Origin of the sequence: Nocardiopsis sp. EMB25 (genome assembly GCF_026797795.1) — a bacterium.
Lineage (GTDB): Bacteria > Actinomycetota > Actinomycetes > Streptosporangiales > Streptosporangiaceae > Nocardiopsis > Nocardiopsis lucentensis.
In genome coordinates, this window is the sequence record NZ_JAMTDN010000001.1 from 5,474,183 (window position 1) to 5,495,232 (window position 21,050).

The window sequence follows — 21,050 nt, forward strand, 5'->3', positions numbered from 1 at the left end:
GGGACACCCTCCCCTGCCCGGGCCGGTCCTCGTCCACCCTGAAGGATCACACACCATGCTCGTTTACACGGTGCGGCGCGTGCTGGGCGCGATACCCGTCCTCCTCCTGGCGTCCGTCCTCACCTTCGTCCTCATCGACCTCTCCGGCGACCCCCTGGCCGACCTGCGCGTCATGCAGCCGCCCCCGGACCCGGAGGTCATCCAGCTCCAGTCGGAACGCCTCTACCTCGACCGGTCCATGCCCGAGCGCTACTGGCTCTGGATGACCGGCGTCGGCGGCAACGGCGACATCGGCCTGCTCCAGGGGAAGTTCGGCCCCTCCACCCAGAGCGCCACCTACGACATCGGCGCGAACATCGCCGAGCGCCTCGGGGTCACCCTGCGGCTCGTGGGCGCGGCCATGGTCTTCGCGCTCGGCCTGGCCATCCTGACCGGCGTGGTCAGCGCCATGCGGCAGTACTCCAAGCTCGACTACACCCTCACCTTCGTCGGCTTCCTCGCCCTGGCCATGCCGACCTTCTGGTTCGCCGGGATCGTCCAGCAGGCCGGGGTCTCGTTCAACGAACTCGTCGGCACCCAGTTCTTCGCCACGGTCGGCGACGGCACCTACCAGGCGCAGGGGCTGTCCCCGTGGGGCCGCTTCACCAACGCCCTCGCGTACATGACGCTGCCGACCATCGTGCTCATGCTGACCAGCTTCGCGTCGTGGAGCCGGTACCAGCGCACCTCCATGCTGGAGGTGCTCAACAGCGACTACGTGCGCCTGGCGCGCGCCAAGGGACTGCCCAACCGCGTCGTCGTCCGGCGGCACGCCCTGCGCACCGCTCTCATCCCCCTGACGACGGTCGTGGCCGTCGGCATGGCGGCCATCATCGACGGCACCGTTCTGACCGAGCGGGTCTTCCAATGGAGGGGACTCGGCGAGTTCTTCATCCAGGCGGTGACGGCCAACGACTCCTTCGCGCTCATGGCGTGGCTGATGCTCAGCGGCACCACCGTCATCCTGGCCAACCTCATCGCCGACCTGCTGTACGGCGTGCTCGACCCGAGGATCCGCTATGAGTGAGAACAGGGCGCCGGACACGGTCCGGAAGACCGCCGCCGACGGGGTGGGCGGCGTCGAACGCACCCAGCTGCAGATGATCACGCGGCGGTTCCTCCGGCACCGGCCCGCCATGATCAGCCTGGCGCTGCTGATCGTCATCGTCCTCTTCGCCTTCGTCGGCCCCTACCTCTGGACCTGGGACCACCTCGTCCACCGGGAGGTCCCGCCCAGCGTGCCGCCCAACGCCGACCACCCGCTCGGCACCACCACCGCCGGGAACGACGTGCTCGGCCAGCTCATGCGCGGCGCCCAGCAGACCCTCAAGGTGGCGTTCACCGTGTCGGTCCTCGGCACGGTGGTCGGCTCCCTGTGGGGCGCCACGGCCGGGTACTACGGCGGTCGGGTGGACTCCCTGATGATGCGGGTCGTCGACGTGTTCATGATCGTCCCGCTCCTGGTCATGGTCGCCGCGATCGCCGGAAGCGTGCGCGGGGGCACCACGTGGTGGGCGGTGGCGCTCATCATCGCCGCGTTCTCCTGGGCGCAGATCGCCCGTGTCGTCCGCGGCGTGGTGCTGTCCCTGCGGGAGCAGGAGTTCGTGGAGGCCGCCAGGGCGGCGGGCGCGTCGCCGGGCTGGATCATCGTCCGGCACCTGCTGCCCAACGCGGCCGGGCCGATCATCGTCGCCGCCACCCTCCTGGTGGCCGTGGCGATCCTGTTGGAGGCGGGGATGTCCTTCCTCAGCTTCGGCATCCAACTCCCCGACATCTCCCTCGGCCAGATGATCGGCGACGCCCGCACGGCCGCCTCCACCCGCCCCTGGCTCTTCTACCCGCCGGGTGTCCTACTGGTGATCATCTGTCTGACGATCAACTTCATCGGTGACGGGCTCCGCGACGCCCTGGACCCGCGACAGACCATGGAGCGCCGATGACCGCGACCGACGCGACGAACAGGGAGAAGGAAGGCACCGTGGACCGCGACGACGTGGTGCTGGAGGTCGACGACCTCAGCGTGACCTTCGAGTCCGACGACGGGCCGCTGCGGGCGGTGCGCGAGGTCTCCTACGTGCTGCGCGCGGGGGAGGCGCTGGGGATCGTCGGCGAGTCCGGGTCGGGCAAGTCGGTGACGTCCATGGCGATCATGGGCCTGCTGCCCCGCAACGCTCGTGTGAGCGGTTCGGCGCGGTTGCTGGGACAGCAGATCGTCGGGCTGACGGACGCGCAGATCAGCAAGGTGCGCGGCGAGAAGATCGCGATGATCTTCCAGGACCCGCTGACCTCGCTCAACCCCGTCTACACCGTCGGCTACCAGATAGCCGAGGCCGTGCTCGCGCACCGTAACGTCAGCAAGGCCAAGGCGATGGAACGCGCGCTGGAGTTGCTGGAGCTGGTGGGCATCCCCCACCCGGAGCAGCGGCTGAGGCAGTACCCGCACGAACTGTCGGGCGGCATGCGCCAGCGCGTGGTGATCGCGATCGCGATGGCCAACGAGCCCGACGTCATCATCGCCGACGAGCCGACCACCGCGTTGGACGTCACCGTCCAGGCCCAGGTCCTGGAGGCGCTGAACGCGGCGCGGCGGGAGACCGGCGCGGCGCTCGTGCTCATCACCCACGACCTGGGCGTGGTGGCCGGGAACGTCGACCGGGTCGCCGTGATGTACGGCGGCCGCATCGTGGAGTCGGGCCCCGTGGAGGAGGTGTTCTACCGGCCGCGGATGCCCTACGCCCTCGGCCTGCTGGGCTCCCTGCCACGGCTGGACGCGGACCGGAGCGAGCGCCTGACCCCGATCACCGGGACGCCGCCGTCCCTCAACGCCATGCCTGCCGGGTGCTCCTTCGCGCCGCGCTGCCCCATGGCGCGGCAGCTGTGCCACGAGGAGGAGCCGCTCCTGCTGGGGGTCGACGAGCACGGCGAGCGCGTCTCCACCGCCGTGGCCCACCCCGCGACGCACTCCGCCGCGTGCCATTTCAGCGCCGACCTGGGCGAGTCCAGCCCCGCGGACCTGTTCAGCCCCGGGGAGGAGTCGTCCGGGGAGAGCGACACGGTGGAGTCCGTCGGCGGGGGCGGGGCCGGGGAGGAGGCGGCGCCCGATCTCGCGGGCGATGAACCCATCCTCACCGTCACCGACCTGGTGAAGAACTTCCCCATCCGGTCGAAGGGCCTGCTCAGGCGGAAGATCGGCGAGGTACAGGCGGTCTCCGGGATCTCTCTGGAACTGCGTGAGAGGGAGACGCTGGCCCTGGTCGGTGAGTCCGGGTGCGGTAAGTCGACCACCGCCCGGCTGCTGTTGCAGCTGATCCAGCGGACGTCGGGGGAGGTGCACTACCAGGGCCAGCCCCTGCACGCGCTCACCCCGCGCCAGATGCGTCCGCTGCGGCGCGACCTCCAGCTGGTCTTCCAGGACCCGTTCGCCTCGCTGGACCCGCGCATGACGGTGGCGGACATCATCGCCGAGCCGCTGCGCATCCACCGCGAGGGCAACGGCTCGGCCCGGCGGCGCGTCGGCGAGCTGCTCGAACTGGTGGGGCTCGACCCGGAACACGGGTCCCGGTACCCGCACGAGTTCTCCGGCGGCCAGCGCCAGCGCATCGGTGTCGCGCGCGCCCTGTCGCTCAACCCCCGGGTTCTGGTCCTGGACGAGCCGGTCTCGGCCCTGGACGTGTCCATCCAGGCCGGGGTGATCAACCTGCTGGAGGACCTCCAGGAGGAGCTGGGCCTGTCCTACCTGTTCGTCTCGCACGACCTGTCGGTGGTCAAGCACATCGCCGACCGGGTGGCCGTGATGTACCTCGGCCGGATCGTGGAGACCGGTACCACCGACCAGCTGTTCGGGGCTCCCGCGCATCCCTACACGCAGGCGCTCATCTCCGCCATTCCCCTGCCGGACCCGGTCAAGGAGCGCACCCGGGAGCGGATCATCGTGACCGGTGACGTTCCCAGCCCGGCCGATCCGCCGTCGGGTTGCCGGTTCCGGACGCGGTGCCCGAAGTTCGCGAACGAACTCTCCGACGAGGAGCGGATCCGCTGTGTGGAGGAGCCCCCGGAACTGGAGGAACGAGGGTCCGGCCACCGCGACGCCTGCCACTACTCGGAGGTGGTCGAGCTGATCTGACCTCTGCTTCCTCGGACCCCGGCGGGCCGGGTGGCCGGCGCGATCCCGCGCCGCGGCCGCCCGGCCCGCCGCCCGTCGTCTCGGGGCGGCTCGTCGTCTCGGGGCGGTGTCGAGAACGGGGGACGGCGGTGTGAACGAAACCGTCGCCTCCGGCATCGGACCGGTGGGCGCGTCTGGTCGGTGGCGGGTCTTTCCGAGGGCGTCCGCGGCGGCGGGCCCCTCTCGTCCCGCCTCCCCGGGCGAGTCCGTGGACCGACGGGGACACCGTCGGCTACGTTCGTGGCGCCATTCCCGTGGCGCCGTACCGATCGATGATCTCGTAGAGGACATCCATGACCCTCGAAACCCCCAGCGATCCACGCCCCACACGTGGTCGCGTCCGCGGCTCCGGCCGCGGGACACGGATGGCCGCGGCCGCGATGGCGGCCATCCCCCTGGTCGCCTTCGCGCCGTTCACCGCCTCGTCCGCGCTCGCCGACTCCGTCGACGGGCAGGAGCGTCTCGCGGACCTGCGCGCCGACATCGACGCCCTGCTGGAGGACCCCGCCCTGGAGGGCGCGACCAACGGTGTGGTCGTCGTCGACCCGGAGACCGGCGAGCGGCTCTACGCACGCGACGGCGGCGCGCCCCTGCTGCCGGCCTCCAACATGAAGCTGTTCACCACCGCCGCCGGGCTGGAGACCCTGGGCACCGGCCACACGTTCACGACGGACGTCATGGTCGAGGAGCGGATCGGCCGGGGCGGCTCCTCCGTCTCGGACCTGTTCCTGGTCGGCGGCGGCGACCCCTCGCTGACCGCGGACGACCTGGACGCGATGGCACAGGAGGTCGCCGACTCCGGGGTCAGGACCGTGCGCGGCGACCTGGTCGCCGACGACACCTGGTTCGACGACGAGCGCCTGGTGAACGACTGGTGGCCCTCGGACGAGCCGTACGCCTACAACGCGCAGATCTCCGCCCTGACCGTCGCCCACGGGGAACGTCTCGACACCGGAGTCACGGAGGTCGTGGTCACCCCGGCGGGGGAGGGTGAGGCGGTCGACGTGGACCTGGGCGCGGCCGAGGGCTACATGGAGCTGGACAACCAGGCCGTCACCGTGGCGGCCGGGGAGAGCGGCTCCGTCGTCATCGACCGCCCCACGGGCACCAACACCATCACCGTGACCGGTTCGCTGCCCGAGGACGCCCAGCCGGTGGTGCGGCTGCGCACGGTCGACGAGCCCGCGGCCTTCGCCGGGCACGTCTTCCGGGAGTCGCTGGAGCGGCACGGGGTCCGGGTCCGGGGTGACGTGACCCTGGGCGAGACCCCGCAGGACGGGTCGGACGCCGAGGTGCTCGCCGACCACGAGTCCGACCAGCTGGGCGAACTGCTGGTCCCGCTGCTGAAGTTCAGCAACAACGGGCACACGGAGATGCTCGTGAAGAGCATCGGCCGCGAGGTCGCCGACGAGGGTTCGTGGTCGGCCGGTCTGGTCGGCGTCGAGGAGGCCGTGGCCGGGCTCGGCGTGAACACCGGCGACCTCGTCCTCAACGACGGCTCCGGCCTGTCCCGGACCGACCGGGTCACCGCCGACGCCGTCACCGACCTGTACACGCGGGTGCGGGACGCCTCCTGGTTCGACACGTGGCGGGCGGCGATCCCGGTGGCGGGCGACCCCGACCCGTGGGTGGGCGGCACGCTCACCAACCGGATGGGCGGCACGGCCGCGGACGGCGTCGTCCAGGCCAAGACCGGCACGATGTCCGGGGTCAGTGCCCTGTCCGGGTACGTCACCGGACCCGACGGGCGCGACCTGGTGTTCAGCGTGATCAACAACGGTCACTCGGGCTGGGCGCCGTACCACGTGCAGGACGGGATCGCGATCCGGATCGCCGAGTACCTGGGCCACGAGGCTCCGGTGACGACCTTCTCCCAGAGGGGGTCCGTCCAGCGGCAGGGCAGCGGCGAGCTGGAGTGCTCGTGGGAGCTGACCTGCTGATCGACTGACGATCGGGGCGTCGGCCGACGGATCGGCCGACGGTCGACACGGCGGGGCGCGCTCCCTCGGGGCGCGCCCCGCTCACCGTCGGGACCGGGTGGGCACGTGTTCGGGGATCGCGGGGGGTTGTCCACAGGCTGTGGACGTGATCGCCCGCGAAGGACCGGAAAGTGGCAGACTCGGTGTCGGGCGTCCCCGCCTCCAGCACTCGCCATCCCGGGATCCACGGCGCCACACCGTTGTCACCTCTCCGCTGACGTGCGTGCCCACGGAAGGGCGCGCCCGTCATGACGCCCCGGAAGGGCCCGTGGTCATGTTCAGCCGCCTCCAGGAGCTTCCCGCACACGCGTCGGCCGCCCTGCTGGGCTCGGCGGTCGCGGACGGCGCGGCGTGGTTCGGGCAGATCGTCTCGCCGGTCCTCTTCGTCCTCCTGCTGCTGGGACTGGGCGTCCTGGCGAGCCGGATGATGGGCGTTCCCTTCAACGCGCCACGACTCGTGTTCGCCGGAGCGGTCGGCATGGTGCTCGGCAGCATCGCCGGCGTGCTCCTCTACTTCGGCACCGTGCCCGACTCACCGGACTTCGACCCCTACCAGGAGCCCGTGGGGCCGGGCTTCATCGCCCTGATGGCGCTGTCCACGGCGGCCGCGGCGCTGCTCGTCTTCGTCGCCCTCGAACTCGCCCTGCCGCAGGGCACGCGACTGCGTCCGGTGGCCGCCGCACGCGCGGTCGTGCTCTGGTCCAAACGGATCGGCCGCTACCGCCGGATCGTGTGGATCCTGGCCAGACACGGGCTGTGGGGGTACGTCACCCGCCCCCGCGACGGCGGGGAGGACGCCTCCACCCAGCGCCGCCTCGCCCGCTCCCTCGCCCGGTCCATGGAGGAGGCCGGGGTGGTGTTCGTCAAGCTCGGGCAGGTGATGGCCACCCGCCGCGACCTGCTGCCCCCGGTGTTCGTCGAGGAACTGGGCCGCCTGCACAGCGAGGTCGCGCCCGTACCGTTCGAGCAGATCCGCGCGTGTGTCGAGGGTTCACTGGGCCGCCCCCTGGACGAGGTCTTCGCGGACTTCTCCGCCGAACCGCTCGCCGCCGCCTCCATCGCCCAGGCCCACCTGGCCCGGCTGGCGGACGGGGAGGAGGTGGTGGTCAAGGTCCAGCGCCCCGGCGTGGGGCCGGTCGTCCACCGCGACCTCGACATCATCCGGCGGCTGGCGCGCAGGTTCCAGCGGGGGACCGACTGGGGCCCGGCCATCGGGGTGGTGGACCTGGCGGAGGGGTTCGCCGAGGCGCTGCTGGAGGAACTGGACTTCAAGGTGGAGGCGACCAACATCGCCGCCGTCTCCGAGGCCACCGCCGGCTCTCCGGTGCGCATCCCCACCGTGCACGAGGCCTACACCACGCGCCGGGTCCTGGTCATGGAACGCCTGCACGGCACACCCCTGGGCGGCGCCGACCTCAGCGGGACCGACGGCGGCCACCTCGCCCGCGTGCTGCTGGACTGCCTGCTGGAGCAGGTGATGCTCAGCGGCATCTTCCACGCCGACCCGCACCCCGGCAACATCCTGCTGCTCGACGACGGCGGCGTGGGGCTGCTGGACTACGGATCCGTGGGCCGTCTGGACGGCCAGACCCGCGAGGCACTGCGGATGATGGTCCTGGCCGTCGACCGCACCGACGCGGTCCTGCTCACCGACACCCTGCTCGACGTGGTGGACGACTCCTCCGGAGCGGACGAGGAACGCCTGCGCCGGGCCCTGGGCCAGTTCATGGCGCGGTACCTGCAGGGCGGCGCGACCGCCAGCATGCGCATGTTCACCGAGCTGATGCTCATCGTCACCCGGTTCGGCCTCTCGCTGCCGCCCGAGATGGCGGCGGTGTTCCGGGCCCTGGCGACGCTGGAGGGCACGCTGGTGCACCTCTCCCCGGGGTTCGACACGATCACCGAGGCGCGCAGGTTCGCGGAGGAGCGGATGACCGATGCCCTGACCGGTCAGAACGTCCGCGACGCCGCGATGGCGGAGCTGGCCGCGCTCATCCCCACGCTCCGGCGCCTGCCCCGGAGACTGGACCGGGTCACCGACCAGCTGCACAAGGGCAGGTTCACCGTCCGGGTGCGCCCGTTCGCCCACCCCGCCGACCGCGCACTGCTCCGGGCAGTGACCCAGCGCGCGGTGCTCACGGCCCTGACCTTCGCCACCGGGTTGATGTCGGTGGGGCTGTTCAACGTCACCGAGGGCCCCGACGTGGTGTGGGCCGAGCTGCCCGCGCGCGCCCAGGTGCTCAACATCGCGGCCTGGGCGCTGCTGGCCGCCTCGGTGCTCATGATCCTGCGTCTGCTGGTCGGCATGACCAAGGTCGGCGCCGCGCCCCGCGAGACGGACGCCTGACCGTGGTGCCCGGCGGTTACCAGGCGCGGCGGCCGAGGTGGGCGAGCAGGCGGGTCTGTTCGTCGGCGTCCTCCGGCGGGGTCAGTTCGGGGCCGCACACGCCCTCGCGACGCAGGTTCGGACCGAACGCGGCGGCGGTCTCGCGCGCCCAGCTCACATCCTCCGGTGCGATGCGCTCGTCCTGTCCCGTCGCACGGCACAGGTCCCAGCGGTGGACCACGAGGTCGAACCCCAGGAAGCGGTCGACCGCCTCGGCGAACGTGCTCCTGCCGAAGAGTCCGTCGAACTCGGCGGCGGCGCGCTCGGGATCGTGGAGATCGCGCAGGACCACCGTCCGGGCGGCCTCCCACGCGGCGGACGGGTCGTCGTCCACCGAGGGGATGTCCCCGAGTTCGCGGCCCACCAGGCCGAGGAACATGCCCTGGGTGTCCACGACGTGGCGGACGAGGTCGCGCGCGGTCCAGCCCGGACAGGGGGTGGGGGCCGCCCATCCATCCTCGGGAACGGCCGCGACGGCGGCGGCGAACGCGGTGGACAGCCGGTCGTAGCGCTTGGCGATGTCACTCATGGCGCAACCCTCTCCCCGGAATCGTCAGTGGCGCCCAGTCTGCTTCGGCCGAACCCGCGCCGTCTTGAACAAACGCGACAGACAGGTGTTCGAAAATGTGTGATCGAGCGGCGGGCGCCGGGCGGTCGGGACCACGGCCCGTGGAACAGGACGCGCGCGGCATCCTCGACCCGGAGACCGGGCTGACCCGCTTCCGGCTCGACCGCCACGCGCCCTCGGCGCCCGTCTCCCGCTTCGTGGACCGCTACTGGGTGACCGCGTGGGACCTGACCGGGTGCGCCCCGCACGTCCAACGGGTCCTGCCGCACCCCGTGGTCAACGTCGTGTTCCACGGCGGGGGCGCCGGAGTGTACGGGCCCGCCACACGCGTGGTCCCCCGTCGGCTGGAGGGATCCGGCTGGGCACTGGGGGTGATGTTTCGCCCCGCCGGGTTCCGGCCCTTCCTCGGTCGCCCCATGAGCACGATCGTCGACGCCGCCCTGCCGTGGTCGGAGCTCTTCGACGCGGAGGTCCCCGACCACGACGGCCCCGAGTCCCTGATCGCGTGGATGGACGGCCTCCTGGCCGCGCGGCTCCCCGGTCGGCGCCACCCCGCGGAGGACACCGCCGACCTCGTGGACCGGCTGGCCGCCGACCCGTCGGTGGTGAGCGTGTCCGCCCTGGCCGGTCGTGAGGGGATCGGAGTGCGTCTCCTGCAACGCCGGTTCGCCGACCACGTGGGCCTCCCGCCCAAGACGGTGATCCGCCGCTACCGGCTCTACGAGGCGGCAGAGCGCGCCCGGTCAGGGGAACGGCCGGACTGGGGCGCGCTCGCCGCTGAGCTGGGCTACAGCGACCAGTCCCACCTGACCCGCGAGTTCACCTCCGTCATCGGGACACCCCCGGGCCGGTACGCGGCTCTGGGGCGGAGCCGGGGGACACCAGGCGGCTGAGGACCGCCTGCACCTCGTCCACCTTCGGCGCCGGCTCGACGGTGCAGCAGCGCAGGAACAGGCCGTCGATGGCGGCGGCGGCCCCGGCCCTGGCCACCGGGTCGGGCAGGTAGGGCGCGAGGAAGGCGTCCACGGCCTGGTTCCAGCGCCTGATCTGGGTCCGCATGGACGGCCGCCTGGCGGCGATGAGGAAGAGCTCGCACTCGGCCATCACGTGCGCCCGGTCGGCGTCCGACCCCGTGGCCACCAGGGCGGCGAATCCGCGCAGGGCGTCGTCGGGATCGTCGGGCAGCGCCGCGATCGCGGCCACGTAGGTGTCGTTGACCCTGGTGAGGGCGTCCACCAGGAGGTCGTCCACGGCCGCGTAGTAGTAGGTGACCGCGCTCGGCGGCACCTCGGCCTCGGCCGCGACCCGGCGCTGGCTCACGGCGGCCACGCCCTCACGTTCGATGATCCGCATCGTGGCGTTCAGGAGGAGGCGGCGGCGCTGTTCGCCCTTGCGCCGCCGGCCGTCGGTGATGTGCTCGGTCTCGCTCACGTGTCCCATTGTCCGTGGTGTCCGGTCATGCCCGCGGCTGACAGGGCCCGGGACGAGGGCGTCACCGCCGGGAGGGGTGCGTCCAGCCGACGGGGCCCTTCCTCGGTCGACGGGGCGCGAGGTCAGTGGGAGCCGCCCATCTCCAGGGCCATGACACCGCCGATGATGAGGGCGATACCGCCCACCTGCACCCAGGTGAGGGACTCACCGAGGAACATCACGCCGATCACGGCGACCAAGGCGATGCCCGCCGCCGCCCACACGCCGTAGGCCACGCCGAGCGCCATCCCCCGGCTCAGCGACTGGGAGAGCATGGCGAAGGCCGTGACGTATCCGACAGCCACGACGACCGAGGGGACGAGCCGGGTGAAACCCTCGGAGAACTTGAGTGACGTCGTCGCGGCGACCTCGGCGATGATCGCGCCGCACAGCCAGATCCAGGGCATGGGACCCCCTTCAGACAAACCTGATCGAATGCTCCAGATGGTATCCAGAAACCTGCGCGATCGCTCAGGTATTCCCGGATATGATCGGTCTGTGTGCGTGGGGGGTCTCGGATGACCGTAATCTCGGGACCGGAGGATCGGCCCCCTACCCCTGGGATGTATGGTCGGCTGTTCCGGTGCGTTCGCCCCACGCGCCCGGGATCACCTCTCTATACCGATCCGCGGAAGTTCCGAACCTTTTCGGCGTTCGCGCGTCTCACTATCGACAGCCTGCGTTAGGCACCCGGCGTTCAAGATGGAGGTCCAGACGTGACGGGCAACACCACCCCGGCGGTGACGCGTCGGTTCGGCATCGGACTGATGGCGCTGGCGCTCGCGGCCACTGCCTGTACGTCCGGTGACGCCGAACCCCAGAGCAGCGAGGACTCCACCGTCGACGCCGCCCCGGCGACGCTGTCGATCACCCCCGAGGACGGCGGCGCCGAGGTCGCTCCGAACTCCCCCATCCGGGTGACCGCCGAGAGCGGTGTCATCACCGACGTCCAGGTCGAGCAGAACGTCGTCAGCGAGGCCTCCCTCACCGGTGCCGGGGCGGACGAGACCGACCTCCTGCCCATGACCGGAACCCTCAACGAGGGCGAGACCGAATGGGTCAGCGACTGGAACGTCCGTCCTGGGGCCGAGGTCGTCGTCACCGCCACCGCGGCGAACGCGGCTGGTGAGGAGACCGAGCTCTCCCACACCTTCACCACCGTCGACGCCACCCCCGGGCAGCGACTGGAGGTGGACCCCTACACCACCTACCCGAAGGCCGGCGACACCGTCGGGGTCGGGATGCCCGTGGTGGTCGGCTTCGACCTGCCCGTCACCAACAAGGAGCAGGTGGAGAGCTCCATGGAGGTGGTCGCGGACGAGGAGATCGCGGGCGCCTGGAACTGGGTGTCGGACCAGCTGGCCGTCTTCCGCCCCGAGGAGTACTGGGAACCGCACCAGAACGTCACCGTCGACCTCCACCTGGCGGGTGTCGAGGCGTCCGAGGGTGTCTACGGCGTGCGCGACTACCAGATCGACTTCGAGATCGGCCGCGAGCTGATCCTGACGATGCACGTGCCCGACCACGAGATGGCCGTCAACATCGACGGCGAGCAGGACCGGGTCATCCCGGTCAGCAACGGCGACGCCTCCCAGCGCATCTACACCACCACCACCGGCACCCACGTGCTCATGGAGCGCTACGAGCAGCTGACCATGGACTCGTCGACGGTCGGCATCCCCGCCGACTCCCCGGACTCCTACAAGGTCGACGTGCAGTACGCCGTCCGCACCTCCAACAGCGGCGAGTTCCTCCACGAGGCCTCCTACAACGGCAACATCGGCTCCGCCAACACCTCCCACGGCTGCACGAACCTGCGGATGGAGGACGCCCGGTGGATCTTCGAGAACACGCTCATGGGCGACGTCCTGGAGACCACCGGCACCGACCGCGAGCTGGAGTGGAACAACGGCTGGGGCTACTACCAGATGTCCTGGGAAGAGTGGCTGGACGCCAGCCTGACCGGTGAGCAGACCACCGACGGCTCCGGGACCACCGGCTCCCCCCACGGCGAGGGCCTGTAACCGACATCCTTCGCCCAGAGGCGCCGACAGGGGCGCCGGGAACCCGCGGCGGGTTCCCGGCGCCCCTGGTTCGTTTCCGCCCCCGGGATGCTCGCCCCCTCACGCGGAGCTCCCGGCTCACCAGGCGCGCACACCGCCGATGGGCGCGGGCATCCGCTCGTTGAGCCAGGTCCAGGTGCCGTCGTTCTCGGTGAAGCGGCGCTGGACGCGGTCGATCTCGGTGAGCGGGTTGGTGAACACCTCGCGCCACGCACCCGCCGCGCGCTCCTCCAGGTAGAGGCAGTGCGCGTCGGTGCGCATACGCACCGCCTGGAGGGTGTGGGAGGAGCCGTCATTGAGATGAATGCGGTAATAGGCCATGGGAGTCCCCTGGATCTGGTCGCGTCAATGTGAGGACGGTGTGTCCCGGAACGAACGCGGCGCGCCGTGCGCGCGTGATGGACCGGTTTCCCGGGGCGCGTGACCGCGTCGTCGACCGATGGCCACGAGAATCGCTGAAGGGTGGCGGCGAGAATGCCGAGACCCGGAGTGCTCCGGGGAACGGGCGCGGGTGCCGGGGCACCGTACTGTCCGCGTTTCCGGACTCTACTCCTGTGGCGTCGTGGCCGGAGCCAAACAGAAGGTTTACCGCAGGCGAATTCTCCCCCTCACGGGCATCGAGTAGGAGAAACATGCACTAAATCACGTATGTGAAATTAGTGTTTGTCTCTCGTGTTCTGAGGCGTGTGTTGGTATTCATGTCACCAGCGCGTCTCCGCCCCCCCAGCGCGTGCGCGGGTGTCGTTCCCGTCCGCGGCCCCGGGCTAGGGTGAACGGCTGGGGCCCAGGAGGCGTCCCAACCGCGTGACCGATTTCCTCCCGTGGGACGTGACCGACGCCGTACCGCGGGGTGGAGGCCCCCAAACCCCGAGGACTTCCATGGCCCGCCCGCCCCACCCGCCCCGAGTACCGCCCGGTCTGACCCCGCTCCAGCCGACCGACCCCCGGGTGATCCCGCCGTTCGCCGTCCACGGCAGGCTCGGCGCGGGCGGCATGGGCGTGGTCCTGGCGGCGACCGACCCCCGCGGTGCCTGGGTGGCGATCAAGCTCGTGCGGGCCGAGTACGCGAACGACCCCGAGTTCCGGTCCCGTTTCGCCAGTGAGATCGAACTGATGCGCCGGGTCCGGGCCCGCTGCATCGCCCCCGTTCTCGCCCACGACACGCGTGCGGCTCAGCCCTGGTACGCCACCGCCTACCTGCCCGGACCGACGCTGGGCGACCGCGTCCGCCGAGGCGGTGCGCTGCCGCTACCGCGCGCCCGGGTGCTCGCGGCGGGCATGGCCGAGGCCGTCGCCGCGATCCACGCGTCCGGGGTCCTGCACCGCGACCTCAAGCCGTCCAACGTCATCCTCGCCCCGGACGGTCCCAAGGTGCTCGACTTCGGGATCGCCCGGGCGGTCGACGAGACCGGCCTGACCCGGACCGGCGGACTGGTGGGCTCTCCGGCGTGGCTGAGCCCGGAGCGCTACCGGGGTGTCAGCGGACCCGAGGCCGACGTGTTCGCGTGGGGCGCCATGGTCGCCTTCGCCGCCACGGGGCGCCCGCCGTTCGGCAACGGCGGGGCGGAGACGCTCATGTACCGCATCCTCAGCGAGGAACCGGATCTGGACGGGCTTCCCGAGGAGCTCGCGGAACCGGTCGTCCAGTCCCTGGACAAGGACCCCGGGCGCAGACCCCGGGCGGCGGAGCTCGTGCACCGCGTCGCCGGTCCGGTCCCGGACGGACTCGGGGACGACGACACGACCATCGTGGCCGGGCTCATCCGCGCCCACTGGGAGCCGGACACCGGGGACGCGGAAGCGGTGTCCGCGGGGACCGTGCCGACCCCCGCCCCGCAGCCGTTCGACGCGCCCACCCCACCGGCGCGGCCCTTCGCGGACGCGACGCCCCCACCGGCTCCGTACGCGGCGACGCCTCCGCCGGTGCCGCCCCCGGACCCGCGGCTCCCGCTGGGCGGGGACGGACCGAGTCCCCGCCGCTGGAAACTCCCCCTGGCCCTGGGCGCGGGAGCCCTGTCGCTCGCGGTCCTCGGCGCGTTCGGGCTGTACGCCGCCGACCGCCTCGCAGCCGAGGGCGGATCCAACGGACGGGAGGGCGGCGGATCCGACCAGCCGACCGGACCGGTGGCCCTGGCCGACGTCGACACCCTGGAAGGGGAGTTCACCGGTGCCGGGGCCAGCTTCCTCGGCATGGCGACCGACCTGTGGTCCGAGGGTTACCGCACGGAGCGGCAGTCGGGCGTGACGATGACCTACGAGCCCTCCGGTTCGGGGGCAGGTGCGTTCCGGTTCATCGCGGGCGAGGTCGACTTCGGCGTGTCGGAGGCCGGGCTCACACCGGAGCAGGTCGAGGATGCCGAGGACGGCCGGGGCTGCCCGGTGGTGCAGTTCCCCGTGGTGACCGGCGCCGTGGCCGTGGTGGGTGGAAGCGAGAACATGGAGGGCATGGCGTTCACCCCGTCCGTGCTCGGGGACATCTACCTCGGCGCCTACACCAACTACCGGGAGATCCCGGTGACCGACGCCGACCAGGAGTCGAACGTTCCATGGCGGCCGGACCTGGAGATCGTCCCGGTACGCCACGACGACGGGGCCTCCACCGCGCGGGTCTTCAGCCAGTACCTGGCGTCGCGGAACGCCCGGTGGACCACCGACGAGTGGGGTGACGTCGCCGTGGTCGGCGCGGGGGACGAGGGCGTGCACCGGGCGCTCATGGACGCGCCGGGCACGATCGGGTTCGTCAACGGCTCCTACGCCGTTCGGAACGATCTGGTGACCTTGCCCCTCTACAACGACTCCGGCAACGTCGTCTTCCCGGACTCCGACGGCGCGGCGGCGGCCGCGGAGCGGCTGGTGCTGGGCGATGACGGAGTCGCCACCCTGCCTGAGGCGGAGGGCGAGGCCTACCCGATCATGCGGATCGTCCACGTGTTCGCCTTCGAGTGCGGATACGACGAGAGCACCGCCACCGCGTTGCGGGACTTTTGGACCTACGCCCTCTCCGAGGACGGGGCGGAGGCGGTCGAGGACGGGGGCTACACTCCGCTCGGCCCCTCGCTCGGAGAGGCGGCGATGACGTCCGTCGCCAGGATCGGTGGCGCCTGACGGAGCCGGGGGAGGGGGTCAGCTCCCCCCACCGGCCGCCAGCCGCGCCCGGGCCTCCATCAGCGCGAAGCCCAGGAGGTTGAGTCCGCGCCAGCGGTCGGGCCGCTCGGCGTCCTCGTTCCGGGCGCCCAGACCGATCCCCCACACCCGGTCCCGGGGGCTGGCCTCCACCAGGACCCGTTCGCCGGTGCCGAGCAGGAACGCCCGCAGGTCCGGGTTCTGTCCGAACTTGGCGACGTTGCCGTCCACCACGATCCCGAACCGCGCCTCCTCCCAGGCCGCCTGGTCGAAGCCCCGGACCTGCCGACCGAGCCTCTTGGCCTCCCCGGGGTGGTCCACCGCGACGATCCGCTCTGCCGCCTCCTCATCGCGAAACAGCCGTGCCTTGCCCGCCATCATGTAGTGCTCGGCCGTGGCGTAGGTGGTCCCGTCGACGGTGAAGTCGGCGGGCCACCACTGCGACAGGCAGCTCGCTGAGACGCCGCCCGACGCGGGCGGCCGGTGGCCCCAGAAGTGCAGGTACTTCGGGCGGCCGGACGCCGCGATCACATCGCTCACCGACCGCGCGTCGGCCGGGCTCCGTGTGTCCGTCATGACCCACATCGTGACAGAGGGCCCCGACACTCGGACACCGGGTTTTCCGGTTCGCTCCCGTCCCTCACTCGAACTGGAAGGAGCGCTTGGCCAGCCCGTGCCAGAAGCCGTCCACCGTGGACGTCGACCGCTCGTGGCCGTCGAGACCGGCGCCCAGGGCGACGAACAGCGGTGCGAAGTGGTCGCTGCGCGGGTGGGCGAGGGCGGAGGCCGGGGCCTTGTGCCGGAAGTCCAGGAGGGCGTCGACGTCGTGGGCGGACACCGACCGGTGCACCCAGTCGTCGAACTCCGCCGACCAGGACGGCGGCTCACCGTGGGGCCGCCGGGACATCTCACGCAGATTGTGGGTGGTGAACCCGCTGCCCACGATGAGGACGCCCTCGTCGCGCAGGGGTGCGAGACGGCGGCCGAGTGCCAGCAGCGTGCCCGGGTCGAGCGTCGGCATGGACACCTGGAGGACCGGGATGTCGGCCTCCGGGTACATCTCCTTGAGGGGGACGTAGGCCCCGTGGTCGAGTCCCCGGGCCGGATCCTGGCGGACGCTCCCACCCGGACCGGTGGCGAGCTCCCGGACCCGCTCGGCGAGCCACGGAGCTCCGGGGGCGGGGTAGACGACCTCGTAGTAGCGTTGCGGGAAGCCCCAGAAGTCGTAGGTCAGCGGCACGTCGTCCGCTGTGGCGCCGACGGTGAGCGGGGCGTCCTCCCAGTGCGCGGACACCACGAGGATGGCCCTGGGCCGGGCCAGACCACCAGACCAGTCGGCGAGTTCCCGTGTCCACCGGTCGTCGTCGGCCAGCGGCGGCGCTCCGTGGCTCAGGTACAGGGTAGGCGTGCGGGTGGTCGACACGGGGTCCTCCGATCATGGGAGCCTTCTGGCACCCAGAACACAGTTGAACTCTCAAGTATTCCGGGGGAGCGGTGGCCGACACGAGGTGGCTCGACGAGGATGAGCAGCGGACCTGGCGGACCTTCCTGAGGGCCGTCCACTTGTTGGACAGCGCCCTGGACCGCCAGCTCAGAAGGGACTCCGGCCTTCCGCACGCCTACTACCAGGCGCTCGTGGCGCTGTCCGAGGCCCCGGAGCGCGCGCTGACGATGACGGAGTTGGCCGGACTCCTGCGCTCCTCGCCGAGTCGGCTCTCGCACGCCGTGGCCCGTCTGGAGGAGGACGGGCTGGTCCGCCGGTTCAAACGGCCCGGTGACCGGCGCACGACGATCGTCTCCCTCACCCCCGAGGGGATGGAGGTGCTGCGGGAGGCGGCGCCGGGGCACGTGGAGGAGGTGAGGAGGGTGCTCTTCGACACGATCAGCCGTGAACAGGCGGATCGGTTGAGGGAGATCTCCGAGGCGATGCTGGGCGCCCTGGATCCCGGCGGAGAGGCCCCCGGACGACCGGCGTCCTAGGGGGCGCCCGGGGGGCGCGACACGCCGCCCGAGGGTGGAAAGTTCTCTGAACAGGGGTGATCACGGCTTGCTTACGCCTGGTTCGACACCTTATGTGATCGACTGGACACGTACGAAAACCTTGTTTCTCGGGAAAAGGTTGTAGTCTCAAGCGTCCGCTCCGGGACACCTTCTCCCGGAACGCCCGCTACACGGAAGCAGGAAGACCCATGAGCCAGCAGTCATCGGGGCTGGGAATCAGCGACTTCACGAGCCTCCTCGCCCGACTCGTCGTCGGCGGCGTGTTCGTCTACCACGGTTGGCCCAAGCTGGCCGACCCCGGCGCCACCGCCGAGGGCTTCGCGATGATGGGCGTTCCCATGCCCGAGGTCGCCGCCGTCGTGGGCGGCCTCGTCGAGGTCGGTGGCGGGATCGCGCTCATCATCGGGTTCCTGCTACCCCTGGCCGGTATCCTCCTGGCCCTCCAGATGATCGGCGCCTACGTCTTCGCGCACGCCGGTCAGGCGTTCGCGGAATGGGAGCTGGTCCCGGTGATCGGCGCCGCCGCGCTCGCGCTCGGCTTCGCCGGTGGCCGCTTCGCCCTGGATCGGATCATGCCGTGGGGGCGCAGGAGCCGTTCCGACCGCGAGGCGTAGGCGCTCGCTCACGCGCCCCGGCCCTCCCACCTTTGAAAACGGGCGGCCCGGGGCACTTCTCTACTCAATTCACCATTCAGGCCAGGTGCTATAAGGATTTGTGTATTGTGGTGTTTTCGGGTCAGTAGGTAGAATCAGACGGAATCCACGTCGACAGCGGGGTGGAAACGACCTCCGTCCCCCGTTTCCCCTCCCCCGTGCCGAACGGGAGCCTGCTTGTCCCACCTGGCCACATACCCGCAATACCAGAATTCCGCCGACTGGCAACTGCGTGTCGCCGACCGGAACGGCTTAGCCCTCCACGGGGCGGCGGCACTGGTCACCCCCCACCACGTGGTCACGTGCGCCCACGTCGTCCGCGCCGCCGTCGGTGACGCGGGCCCCGGCAGCCGTGTGCACGTGGACGCGCCCCGGGGCGCGGACGGGTGGACCGCCATGGCCCAGGTCCTCCCGGACGGGTGGTGGTGGCGCGACGCGAGCCCCTGGGACGTGGCCGTCCTGCGCCTCGACCGCCCCGCCCCGGCCCGCCCCGCCGTCCTCGCCGGTCCAGCGCGGGTCGGCGACCGCGTCCGCGTCGTCGGCTTCGCCCAGTCCCCCTCCGGTCGGTGGGTCACCGGGAGCGTCGCCGGGTCCGGCGGCAGTCACCCCGAGTACGTCCAGATCGACACCGACCCCGGTACGGGAACCGTCTTCACCCGGGGTTTCAGCGGTGGCGGTGTCCGAGAGGAGAGTACGGACGCCCTTGTGGGCATCGTGTGTGAGGCGGCCACCGAAGGCAGGCTGGGCTGGATGATTCCCATGACGGAGATCCGCCCGGTGTGGGAGTCGGACCGGGCGGTTCCACCGCTCCCCACCCCGCCCCGGCCGCGGTCCCGGCGCCAGCCCCCGGACGACGGCGCCGTGCGACGGGCGGTCACCGCGACCGGCCTCGCCATGTCCGACCTGGACACCATCGCCTCCCCTGATCAGCGCAGGTCCTTCCACCAGGGGCTCGACCGGCGCCTGCGGGTGCGGGTACGCCTCGACCAGGACCCGCGCACCTTCGCCGCTTCACTCGTCCGTCTGGCCCACCATGAGTTCGACCTCCTCGCCGAGGTCCTGGACCAGCTGGACGCGTGGGAGGAGGGGAGCGCGTCCATGCGGCGTGTCCGCGAGGCCGCGGCCCCGCTGCTGGAGTGGGGCTCCGGGTGAACGCGCGGGACGTCGAGCGGCTGGCCCTCGCGCTGTGCGACGTCGAACACATCTACTCCCAGGAGCACCGGGCGCAGCTCATGCGGTATCTGCCCAGGGCCGTCCGCCGGGACGTGGACGCCTCCGGGGCGCCCTCCGTCTTCGCTCGCCGACTCGTCCAGTTCTGCCAGGACCGGGAGTGCGTCGGCTGCCTGCTGCGCTGGGTCCTCCACCTGGAGGACCGCGGCCGAAGCGCGCGGACGGCGGCGGAGGCGGCCCGTCCCCTCCTCGACGAGGAGGAGTACGCCCTGCTCGCCCAGCACGTCGAGGTCCGCGACGCCCGGGACGTGGGCACCGTGCGGGACGAACTGTCCCGTGTTCTCTTCGACAAGGTCGAGGCGGTCTTCGAGCGAGTCCGGCCACCCACCCTCCGGGTCGAGACCCCCGAGCCCGCCACGGCCTGGGACGCCCTCATGGACCTCGCCGAACGCCCCGCCCCACCGGACGGGGAACCGCCGGTGCTCCTGTTCTGCGCGGAGGTCGCCCGCCACTTGAGGACGCTCAACACGGGCCTGTTGGAGGAGTGGGGCCGGGGCCTGCGCCCTCCCGAGCCGCCGGGGACGCCGCCCGCTCCGGAACGTCCGGCCCGCCTGGTCGTGCGGGTCGGACAGGGCACGCGGCGGGGCCGTTACGAGGTGGAGTACTGGACCGTCCTCAGCCAGCGCCGCGGCGAGGAACCGGAGTTCTGCGACCACGACCTGCACCCCGACGTCGACCCGGCCTCGATCGGGGAGCGGATCGGTGGACTGCTCAGCCGGATGGAGGCCGACCCCCGGGCGGCGCACCACGGCGGCAGGCGGGTCGAGCTGGTCGCGCCCCTGCTCCTGCTCGACCGCCTCCAGGCCGAGAGCTGGCAGCGTGCCCACTCCGGCGGCGTCCCCCTGGGCGCCCGCGCGGAAGTGGTGTACCGCGCGGAGGAGCTGCTCCCGGACCGGGCGGACCGTGACGCGTGGAGCACGTGCGTCAGCAGGTGGCAGCGGTTGGAATCGAGCGGAGAGGCACTCGCGCTCGACGAGTTCCACGACCGGGGAATGGACGACGACCCCCTTCCGGAACGGCTGCGGGACGACCGGGTGATCGTTCTGTCCGTTCCCTCCCGCCTGAGCCGTTGGTATACACAAGTCTGGTCGGCGATTACGCTTGGGGTTCCGGTTGTGGTCTGGCGATCCGCGGAATTCGGCCCGGGAATCGGATCATGGCTGAATCCGGTTCGCATGGGACGGGAGGTGACCGTGACCTCGGAGGAAATCCGAGCGCTCCCCGAAGTTCTCCACAGCTCTCGGTCCGGACGCGTGTCATCGAGTGAGAGCGGGTACATCGAGGGCAGTCTCGAGATCGCCGTCATCTACCACGATCCCCTTCCGGTCCTGCCGGAACCTCCTCCGCAGATGTCCACCGACAGCATCCGATAGCCC

18 protein-coding genes are annotated in these 21,050 nt (G+C 71.4%); 12 read left to right on the plus strand and 6 right to left on the minus strand.

Translation table 11 applies throughout. From position 1 onward, the window contains the following. Positions 1 to 55 precede the first annotated feature (55 nt). From KIK06_RS24280 to KIK06_RS24300, 5 genes are all read left to right on the plus strand, one after another. Positions 56 to 1,066 carry an ABC transporter permease gene (locus tag KIK06_RS24280; protein WP_017600490.1) on the plus strand — a complete coding sequence of 337 codons (1,011 nt, stop codon included), beginning with the start codon at positions 56 to 58 and terminating at the stop codon, positions 1,064 to 1,066. Next, positions 1,059 to 1,979, plus strand: coding sequence for an ABC transporter permease (locus tag KIK06_RS24285; RefSeq protein ID WP_017600489.1), 921 nt, complete (start codon positions 1,059 to 1,061; stop codon positions 1,977 to 1,979). The genes KIK06_RS24280 and KIK06_RS24285 overlap by 8 nt, the downstream gene beginning before the upstream one ends. Then, positions 1,976 to 4,162, plus strand: a complete 2,187-nt coding sequence (locus KIK06_RS24290) for an ABC transporter ATP-binding protein (protein WP_268645243.1) — start codon at positions 1,976 to 1,978, stop codon at positions 4,160 to 4,162. The genes KIK06_RS24285 and KIK06_RS24290 overlap by 4 nt, the downstream gene beginning before the upstream one ends. Positions 4,163 to 4,494: 332 nt before the next feature. Next, complete coding sequence (gene dacB, locus KIK06_RS24295; RefSeq protein WP_442789797.1) at positions 4,495 to 6,141, plus strand: D-alanyl-D-alanine carboxypeptidase/D-alanyl-D-alanine endopeptidase; 1,647 nt, start codon at positions 4,495 to 4,497, stop codon at positions 6,139 to 6,141. A gap of 313 nt (positions 6,142 to 6,454) precedes the next feature. After that, positions 6,455 to 8,527, plus strand: coding sequence for an ABC1 kinase family protein (locus KIK06_RS24300; protein WP_051059235.1), 2,073 nt, complete (start codon positions 6,455 to 6,457; stop codon positions 8,525 to 8,527). Between the two features lie 16 nt (positions 8,528 to 8,543). Here KIK06_RS24300 and KIK06_RS24305 read toward each other — a convergent pair whose 3' ends face one another. Further along, entirely contained in the window at positions 8,544 to 9,095 is a 552-nt protein-coding gene (locus KIK06_RS24305) for a TIGR03086 family metal-binding protein (protein WP_268645244.1), read from the minus strand. Positions 9,096 to 9,235: 140 nt separating this feature from the next. On the opposite strand from KIK06_RS24305, the gene KIK06_RS24310 reads away from it, so the two are divergent. Continuing rightward, positions 9,236 to 10,027 (plus strand): helix-turn-helix transcriptional regulator, encoded by a 792-nt coding sequence (locus KIK06_RS24310; RefSeq protein ID WP_268645245.1) that lies wholly within the window; start codon positions 9,236 to 9,238, stop codon positions 10,025 to 10,027. Here the strand turns inward: KIK06_RS24310 and KIK06_RS24315 are convergent. Together KIK06_RS24315 and KIK06_RS24320 are read right to left on the minus strand one after the other, a co-directional pair. Further along, on the minus strand, positions 9,963 to 10,574 hold the full coding sequence (locus KIK06_RS24315; protein WP_268645246.1) for a TetR/AcrR family transcriptional regulator: 612 nt from the start codon (positions 10,572 to 10,574) through the stop codon (positions 9,963 to 9,965). The genes KIK06_RS24310 and KIK06_RS24315 overlap by 65 nt on opposite strands. A gap of 113 nt (positions 10,575 to 10,687) precedes the next feature. Beyond that, entirely contained in the window at positions 10,688 to 11,011 is a 324-nt protein-coding gene (locus KIK06_RS24320) for a DMT family transporter (RefSeq protein ID WP_017600482.1), read from the minus strand. Positions 11,012 to 11,320: 309 nt separating this feature from the next. Here KIK06_RS24320 and KIK06_RS24325 point away from each other — a divergent pair, with 309 nt between their 5' ends. Continuing rightward, positions 11,321 to 12,628 (plus strand): L,D-transpeptidase, encoded by a 1,308-nt coding sequence (locus KIK06_RS24325; RefSeq protein ID WP_017600481.1) that lies wholly within the window; start codon positions 11,321 to 11,323, stop codon positions 12,626 to 12,628. Positions 12,629 to 12,745: 117 nt separating this feature from the next. Here KIK06_RS24325 and KIK06_RS24330 read toward each other — a convergent pair whose 3' ends face one another. Beyond that, on the minus strand, positions 12,746 to 12,988 hold the full coding sequence (locus KIK06_RS24330) for a hypothetical protein (protein WP_268645247.1): 243 nt from the start codon (positions 12,986 to 12,988) through the stop codon (positions 12,746 to 12,748). A gap of 558 nt (positions 12,989 to 13,546) precedes the next feature. On the opposite strand from KIK06_RS24330, the gene KIK06_RS24335 reads away from it, so the two are divergent. Beyond that, a complete protein-coding gene (locus tag KIK06_RS24335; protein ID WP_268645248.1) occupies positions 13,547 to 15,772 on the plus strand; it encodes a serine/threonine-protein kinase in 2,226 nt (741 codons plus the stop codon). A gap of 18 nt (positions 15,773 to 15,790) precedes the next feature. Here KIK06_RS24335 and KIK06_RS24340 read toward each other — a convergent pair whose 3' ends face one another. Continuing rightward, the gene (locus tag KIK06_RS24340; RefSeq protein WP_268645249.1) at positions 15,791 to 16,366 is read right to left on the minus strand and encodes an NADAR family protein; all 576 of its coding nucleotides are present in this window, start codon (positions 16,364 to 16,366) and stop codon (positions 15,791 to 15,793) included. A gap of 64 nt (positions 16,367 to 16,430) precedes the next feature. Next, positions 16,431 to 17,213 (minus strand): dioxygenase family protein, encoded by a 783-nt coding sequence (locus tag KIK06_RS24345; protein WP_268645250.1) that lies wholly within the window; start codon positions 17,211 to 17,213, stop codon positions 16,431 to 16,433. Between the two features lie 71 nt (positions 17,214 to 17,284). On the opposite strand from KIK06_RS24345, the gene KIK06_RS24350 reads away from it, so the two are divergent. From KIK06_RS24350 to KIK06_RS24365, 4 genes are all read left to right on the plus strand, one after another. Next, complete coding sequence (locus KIK06_RS24350) at positions 17,285 to 17,770, plus strand: MarR family winged helix-turn-helix transcriptional regulator (RefSeq protein WP_017600476.1); 486 nt, start codon at positions 17,285 to 17,287, stop codon at positions 17,768 to 17,770. A gap of 209 nt (positions 17,771 to 17,979) precedes the next feature. After that, on the plus strand, positions 17,980 to 18,405 hold the full coding sequence (locus KIK06_RS24355) for a DoxX family protein (RefSeq protein WP_017600475.1): 426 nt from the start codon (positions 17,980 to 17,982) through the stop codon (positions 18,403 to 18,405). Positions 18,406 to 18,621: 216 nt separating this feature from the next. Next, positions 18,622 to 19,596: a trypsin-like serine peptidase gene (locus KIK06_RS24360; RefSeq protein ID WP_268645251.1), complete on the plus strand. Its 975-nt coding sequence runs from the start codon at positions 18,622 to 18,624 to the stop codon at positions 19,594 to 19,596. Beyond that, on the plus strand, positions 19,593 to 21,047 hold the full coding sequence (locus KIK06_RS24365) for a VMAP-C domain-containing protein (protein WP_268645252.1): 1,455 nt from the start codon (positions 19,593 to 19,595) through the stop codon (positions 21,045 to 21,047). Before KIK06_RS24360 ends, KIK06_RS24365 begins: the two co-directional genes overlap by 4 nt. The last annotated feature ends 3 nt before the right edge of the window (positions 21,048 to 21,050 follow it).